We start from the raw sequence: 6,474 nt of genomic DNA on the forward strand, positions 1-6,474 counted from the left end.
TAACTGAAGAACGTAAATATTATCAAAATGACCTATTAGTTACTGGTGAAAATACTAGTTTTGATACTCGCTTAGTACGCTACTCTTTACAGCGAGAAGAGGGGCAATTGAAAATATCTGATTACAGCACTGTTAGAGTAATTAACAGTCGTTAACTCTTGCCCTAAAAGTGCTGTTAGCGGTAGCGGCGCGTTTAGTCCATAATGACTAAAAAACTAATTCCCAGTCCCCCAATGCTGAAAGTTTTCTATTAGGACTGCCTTTTGAGGTTGGTCTTGTCAAAAACTAGACGATGATTACTGATTAATATAGCTAAAAATATTTGGTTATTAATATTTGTAATTATCTGCTTAACCCAAATACATGTATTAATAAAGAAGTGTCAAACGTGTCTAATCAAACTCCAAAGGATCAACGTAATCAAATAATTGCTGAACTCAAATCACATTTAGAGCAGGCTTATCAGATCATTCAACAAAAAGATGATCAGATAAATAAACTGAAAGAACAATTGCAAAATAAAAATCATCTGCAACAAGATTCTCAATTTGTAAATGAAGATATTTCCAGCTCTAATTCACAATCATCATCCTATTCGACAATACCACCAAATAAAACTCTGATTCGAGGCAGGAAGAGAGTGTTTTCTTCTAAAAAAAGCTTTGGTCAATTATCTAGGCTACAGTTTACAAGCCTAATAGCTATAGTTGTCCTATTAATGACTTGGATTGGTTTTGCGCTAATACGACGGCAAGATTCTAATCTATCTCCGCAAAAGACAACCCAATCTAAAACTCTCCCAAAACCGCAAGCATCAATTTCTCCCACATCAAAAATTTTGCCAACTTTGCCTCCAACTATATCTCCACCTCCGATTTTGCCTTCAAATGTAGCGTTAGTTAATTCAGAATTAGTATACAACGTTAAAACTGCTCCCAACTTTCAAAAAAATCAGGCTTTGCAATCTATTGTTGATGATATGGTTGGTCTTGCTACTTCTAAAGGTCTACCAAAAAAGCCATTATCGATTACATTAATTGATGCTAAGACTGGTATGTATGGAGGATATCAACAAAACACACCCAAGTTTCCAGCTAGTGTAGTTAAAATGTTCTGGATGGTTTATCTTTACGGGCAAATAAAAAATGGTATGTGGAATGAAGCAAACTTCGTACCACAAATAAATGAAATGATTAAAAGGTCTGATAATAATGCCGCAAGTAACATTTTAGATGCAATTACTCAAACAGAATCTGGAAAAAATGTAGAAGGTAAAGATTATCAAACCTGGTTAAGTAACCGAAAAAAGATTAATCTTTTTTTCCAAAAAGCTGGTTATGAAAAAATTAATATTACTCAGAAAACTTACCCCATTACTGATAAGAAGATTTATGAACCTCAAGGTTTTGACTTGAAAATGCGAGGCGACCCGAATAATCCAATTAGAAATAAAATTACAACAATGCAAGCAGCTAGACTTTTGTACGAAATTTCCGATAACCAGGCTATATCTCCAGATTACAGCCAAAAAATGGCTCAGTGGCTCTCAATAGATCCTGCTACCAGAATTGAGAAGAGAGATCAGCAAAATCCTGATGAATTCAACCCTGTACGGGGATATTTAAGTGAATCATTACCAACAGATGTTTACGTTGGTAGTAAGGCTGGTTGGACTTCTGGTTCTCGTCAAGAAGCAGCATATATAGCAACATTAGATGGTAAAGCTGCTTATATTCTGGTGGTCTTTGCTGAGGATCGCGCTTACGCCTATGATTGGAAAATATTTCCTGAAATATCTCACCTTGTTTTTGATCGCATGACAAATCGTTAATCAAGCATTTATAGCAGTTCTATTTCAGTTTATATTTTGAAAAGCTTGCACATCTCAAACTAGGGAGAGCCAGACTTGCTTTACAATAATTTTGTAGCACTAACTTTAAAACCATGACGGCTACTTTACCTGTTAGTGTCGAATCAGAAATATTCTACCCCAGTGCTGATGGTCAACCAGTGGCAGAAACTTACGACCACCTTTATGCTTTACTAACCACCTTAGAAGTCCTGAAACAGTATCTGGCAAATCGTCAGGCAACAGTATTGGGAAATCAATTTCTTTACTATGCACAGGGCTTTCCCAAGTTGCGGGTAGCCCCAGATATGATGGTGATTTTTGATGTTGCACCTGGCGGTCGAGACAACTATAAAATCTGGGAAGAGGGTCAAGTACCGACAGTTATTTTTGAAATGACATCCTTTGGTACTAAGGGACAAGACGAAATCTTCAAAAAGACCCTTTATGAGCAGCTAGGTGTCAAGGAATACTGGCTATTTGACCCTAAAGGCGAGTGGGTGGAACAACAGTTATGTGGCTATCGCCTGCGGGGAGAAATCTACGAACCGATACAAGATGGACGCAGTGAACCGTTACAACTACGCTTGGTGGTTGAGGGAAGGCTAATTGGGTTTTATCAAGAGGATACAGGGGAAAAATGACTGATCCCTGGTGAACTGGTACAGGCTTTACGACAGGAAGTTTTAGCAAGACAGCAAGCAGAAGAACTGGTAGAACAGGAACGCCAACGAGCAGAACAAGAACGCCAACGAGCAGAACAGGCAGAATTGCAAATAGAACAGTTAAAGGCAAGGTTGCGTTCGCCCTTGGCGTTGGCGCAGCCATCGCTCAATGTAGATCCAGATACTATTCAGTAACACACAGGGTGTAATTATGCATGAATTTTATCGTGCCGACTTACTTATGGGTGAAGTATTAGCTACAAAGAGATTTCTAAAAACCACTCATAACCTGCTTTAAACTGAGGCTTACCATTTTGTTCAATCATGCTGCCATGCGCCATGATTACTCGTTCAAAATCCCAAGTCAGAAGCTGTTGAATTGAGCATTTGACTTTGACTTTATCCTGAGTTGCAAATTTTTCCAATATCGATGGACGAAGTTGGTTATAACCACCTAGAAGTTTGGCTATTAACCTTGTGCTTGGTGAACATTGATCGTCAAAATGGAAAACTGTATCAGTGACAATCAAAGTTCGGCTTTTGACATGAAAAAAGACGCATTCATTGAGCGGTGAACATCCGCTAGTATCCAATGTGTTAAATCCTTGTATTAATAAATACTCAACCCCGTCAATTAGGTGAATGTTGCGATCGCTAATAATATAGTCAATTTGCAAATCTGGTCGTTTATGCTCTAGACCAGACACTGCCCATAGTTTGGCGTGAGGGTAGCACAGCTTGAAGTCAGCAACAAATAGATGATGGTACAAGTTGGGGATGACAATGTAAATTACTTCTCCTAATTGATTTAGCTCATTGATAGTTGCGTCATCCATATCAATAGGCGAGATTACCATTAATTTACCACTGGTCAGACGAATCACAGTCATCCTCGTCCCTACTTCCAAGCCAAAATATTTGAGAGGTTGTTCAGCAACCCAAAGGTCGGTATCAATTGCTTTAAGCATTAGAATTGTTGAGTTAGTGTGGTCGCTGGACTATAAAAATTGCTGCACGCTGTAGTAAAGACAAGCCAAACTGCCGACGATATAAACTAGCCAAGTACCGAAAAAACCGATCGCTCTGCCCGGTGATGGGCCATAGGTCTGTATTAATCCCCAGGCATGGGCAATCCGAGCTAGTGTCAATAGAGTACCTAGCATCCACAACAGTCCTTCCCCAGCTTGCATCCACTCTAGGGCAATTAGGAATATGAGGCTAAGGGGTACGTATTCTGCAAAGTTACCATGCGCTCGGATAGTACGCTGTAACACTCCGTCTTCTATGTTTTTCGTGACAATAGATTGTTGTGTCATTTTTTCCACAACCTCTGCCCAAGCATTCGGATGCTCTAGGTAATTGGGCTGTGAAGCAACTTCAGATAGAGATGCACCATGCCAAATCCGAGTACGGGTGCGTTCCATTGCCACTCGGTAGGATAAACCCAAAGCAAGTAGCCCATGACAGCCGATAAAGAAGGTTGAAATAGGAATCAGAACAGGCATTGACAATCACTCGAATCAAAATCGTAACTTTGAAAATACTTGACTGCAATTGTTACTGTCTTTTCAATTCTTGCGGAATATCGAAATCTGCTTTTTGAGACAATAAGGTATTGCATTTTAATGGCTATTAATTGCCTCTGCCCATGAATCTGCTAAAAGAGTTTCTATTTAATCCCCCAGAATGTAAAATTCCCCTTGATCGGCCCCCGCTAGAAGCTCTACCGCAGTGGGGACACTGGCTAGAAACACCAGAGTTGATGGTAGCAATCATTCCGCCAGGACATTTAGAAGTCAATATTCGCTCACCACTTAACCTTGTGGTAACAAGTTTTGGGGAAACTCGTGGGATTGCTGCCTTCAATGCCGATCGACTGCAACCTTACCAAGCACTACCAGGAGGTTTTGATATTGTGCCTCAAGGCAGTACTTATACTTCGGTGGAAGATGCTGCTTGTTTTGTGGTGTTTGGATATTCCCAATCTTTTCTAGAACGCATAGTCAAAGTGGAAGCAGAGGGACAGACAATTGAATTACAGCCAGGGCAAATTCCCAAAACTCACTGGGGCTTGAGTGCTGCGATCGCTATGCAAGAGTTTTTTTATAATGGACAAACTGGTGGTGCATTTTACTTAGAATCAGTTGCAACAGCGGTGTTGGCACAAATCATTTACCGACGTTCAAACCTATCTGGACGGCTCAAACGTCCACCAGAGTTTTTAGACCCAAATTTGTTAAAGTTTGCCTTGGAATACATCAGAGCGCATCTATCCAAGGAACTTAACCTAAACCAAATTGCTGCCACAGTAGGATTAAGCCCCTATCATTTCGCACGAGCATTTAAGGTAACAACTGGACTGTCACCTTATCAATATGTCCTCCGGTGTCGGTTGGAACTTGCCCAACAACTGTTACAAAACCAAAAGCGATCGCTGGTACAGGTAGCCGTAGAAGCGGGATTTGGCAACCAAAGTCACATGACATCTGTATTTCAACGAATGCTACGCACAACTCCCAAGCTTTATCAGCAAGAAATGAGTAGTATTTTCGACCATACATAAAACCTTATGTGTAGTTTTCTGCAAGACGGTCTGAAAAACTTTATCCTCTCTGGGTTTGAAAACTTGCTATGTCTGAATTTTTCACAACAGAAAATCAAGCCTTTCCAGATCATCTTGCAGGTTTGTGGTTATATCTCAGCCCAATGCCAAGTAAACAATTTGTTACCTGTATCTTTGCTACATTTATTACCTGAGACAGAATACAATAGATGAATCTCTAGGGCGTTTCAATCTAATAAATCTCAACAATACTGATTTTATTGAGAAGACTGTTTTATACAGTCATTCACAAGCAAAACTGAATGAAAGGATAAATAAACCGCCAGCCTTTTAAGCACCCAAAGACGCTAAGAGATTAATAGATACTCCAAGGACAGGTTAGCGTTTTATTTCCTACTTCCACTAGAAAGTCCAAGATCAATGTAGAGTCAAGAATTTACCTTTAAATACTGAGGTATAAAATTATGCAAGAAATTGAAAGATTCTTTGGCAACTTGTTCAGTGGCATAATCAACCGCTTTAAGTATTCTGCGATGGACGCCGCCGATCGCAAAATGAGAGAAACTATCGACGATCAGATTGAACAACGGCGACAAAAACCTAAACCCGAAGATCGAGAAGACCGCTAGTAGACCTTTAAAACAGCAAGATTTTCATTAATAGTGCTGCCCAATTGTTGAGTAGGCAGCGCTATTTTTTTGGACTCACTCGGTCAAGCAACTACAACTCTTCGGAATATGTTAACCTAGTATGGTTAACTAATCTCGCACATCTAAGAATTCGGGTGTTTCCCAATTGGGAAATACACTTGGATGGAGGTTTAACCCGAATCGGAGTTGAAAAATATATGCCAGTAGTTTCATTGGCTCAAATGATGGAGTCAGGGGTTCACTTTGGGCATCAGACCCGGCGTTGGAACCCAAAAATGTCTCCTTACATTTATACTTCCCGCAATGGCGTGCATATTATCGACTTGGTGCAAACTGCCCAGTTGATGGATAATGCTTACAACTATATGCGATCGCACGCAGAACAAGGGAAGAAATTTCTTTTCGTCGGCACCAAGCGTCAAGCAGCTGGAATTATTGCCCAAGAGGCTAGCCGTTGTGGTTCCCACTACATTAACCAACGCTGGTTGGGCGGAATGTTGACCAACTGGGCAACCATCAAAACACGGGTTGACCGTCTGAAAGATTTAGAACGCCGTGAAGAAACTGGCGCACTAGATTTATTGCCGAAAAAAGAAGCATCAATGCTACGTCGGGAAATGACGAAGCTTCAGAAATACTTAGGCGGCATTAAAACAATGCGGAAAGTGCCCGATATCGTGGTAATCGTAGACCAACGCCGGGAATATAACGCGGTTCAAGAATGCCAAAAGCTGAATATTCCCATTG

General features: G+C 40.4%; 7 protein-coding genes and 1 pseudogene. 6 read left to right on the forward strand and 2 right to left on the reverse strand.

Annotation, left to right across the window (positions count from 1 at the left end):
• Window positions 1-388 precede the first annotated feature (388 nt).
• Complete coding sequence (locus tag IQ229_RS08490; protein WP_322743958.1) at window positions 389-1,831, forward strand: serine hydrolase; 1,443 nt, start codon at window positions 389-391, stop codon at window positions 1,829-1,831.
• 113 nt (window positions 1,832-1,944) lie between these two features.
• Window positions 1,945-2,709, forward strand: a pseudogene (locus tag IQ229_RS08495) (Uma2 family endonuclease).
• Between the two features lie 62 nt (window positions 2,710-2,771).
• Here IQ229_RS08495 and IQ229_RS08500 read toward each other — a convergent pair.
• Together IQ229_RS08500 and IQ229_RS08505 are read right to left on the reverse strand one after the other, a co-directional pair.
• Entirely contained in the window at window positions 2,772-3,482 is a 711-nt protein-coding gene (locus IQ229_RS08500) for a DUF4336 domain-containing protein (RefSeq protein ID WP_194042879.1), read from the reverse strand.
• 30 nt (window positions 3,483-3,512) lie between these two features.
• Window positions 3,513-4,019: an MAPEG family protein gene (locus IQ229_RS08505; protein ID WP_194042881.1), complete on the reverse strand. Its 507-nt coding sequence runs from the start codon at window positions 4,017-4,019 to the stop codon at window positions 3,513-3,515.
• A 143-nt stretch (window positions 4,020-4,162) separates the two neighbouring features.
• Between IQ229_RS08505 and IQ229_RS08510 the strand changes: the two genes are divergently transcribed.
• From IQ229_RS08510 to rpsB, 4 genes are all read left to right on the forward strand, one after another.
• The gene (locus tag IQ229_RS08510; protein ID WP_194042884.1) at window positions 4,163-5,077 is read left to right on the forward strand and encodes a helix-turn-helix domain-containing protein; all 915 of its coding nucleotides are present in this window, start codon (window positions 4,163-4,165) and stop codon (window positions 5,075-5,077) included.
• Between the two features lie 68 nt (window positions 5,078-5,145).
• Window positions 5,146-5,271 carry a hypothetical protein gene (locus IQ229_RS24475; RefSeq protein ID WP_265582961.1) on the forward strand — a complete coding sequence of 42 codons (126 nt, stop codon included), beginning with the start codon at window positions 5,146-5,148 and terminating at the stop codon, window positions 5,269-5,271.
• A gap of 270 nt (window positions 5,272-5,541) precedes the next feature.
• Complete coding sequence (locus tag IQ229_RS08515; protein ID WP_194042887.1) at window positions 5,542-5,706, forward strand: hypothetical protein; 165 nt, start codon at window positions 5,542-5,544, stop codon at window positions 5,704-5,706.
• Window positions 5,707-5,924: 218 nt separating this feature from the next.
• The coding region (gene rpsB / locus IQ229_RS08520; RefSeq protein WP_194042889.1) for a 30S ribosomal protein S2 at window positions 5,925-6,474 on the forward strand (550 nt) is incomplete at its 3' end.

The organism is Nostoc cf. edaphicum LEGE 07299, assembly GCF_015207245.1.
Lineage (GTDB): Bacteria > Cyanobacteriota > Cyanobacteriia > Cyanobacteriales > Nostocaceae > Nostoc > Nostoc edaphicum_B.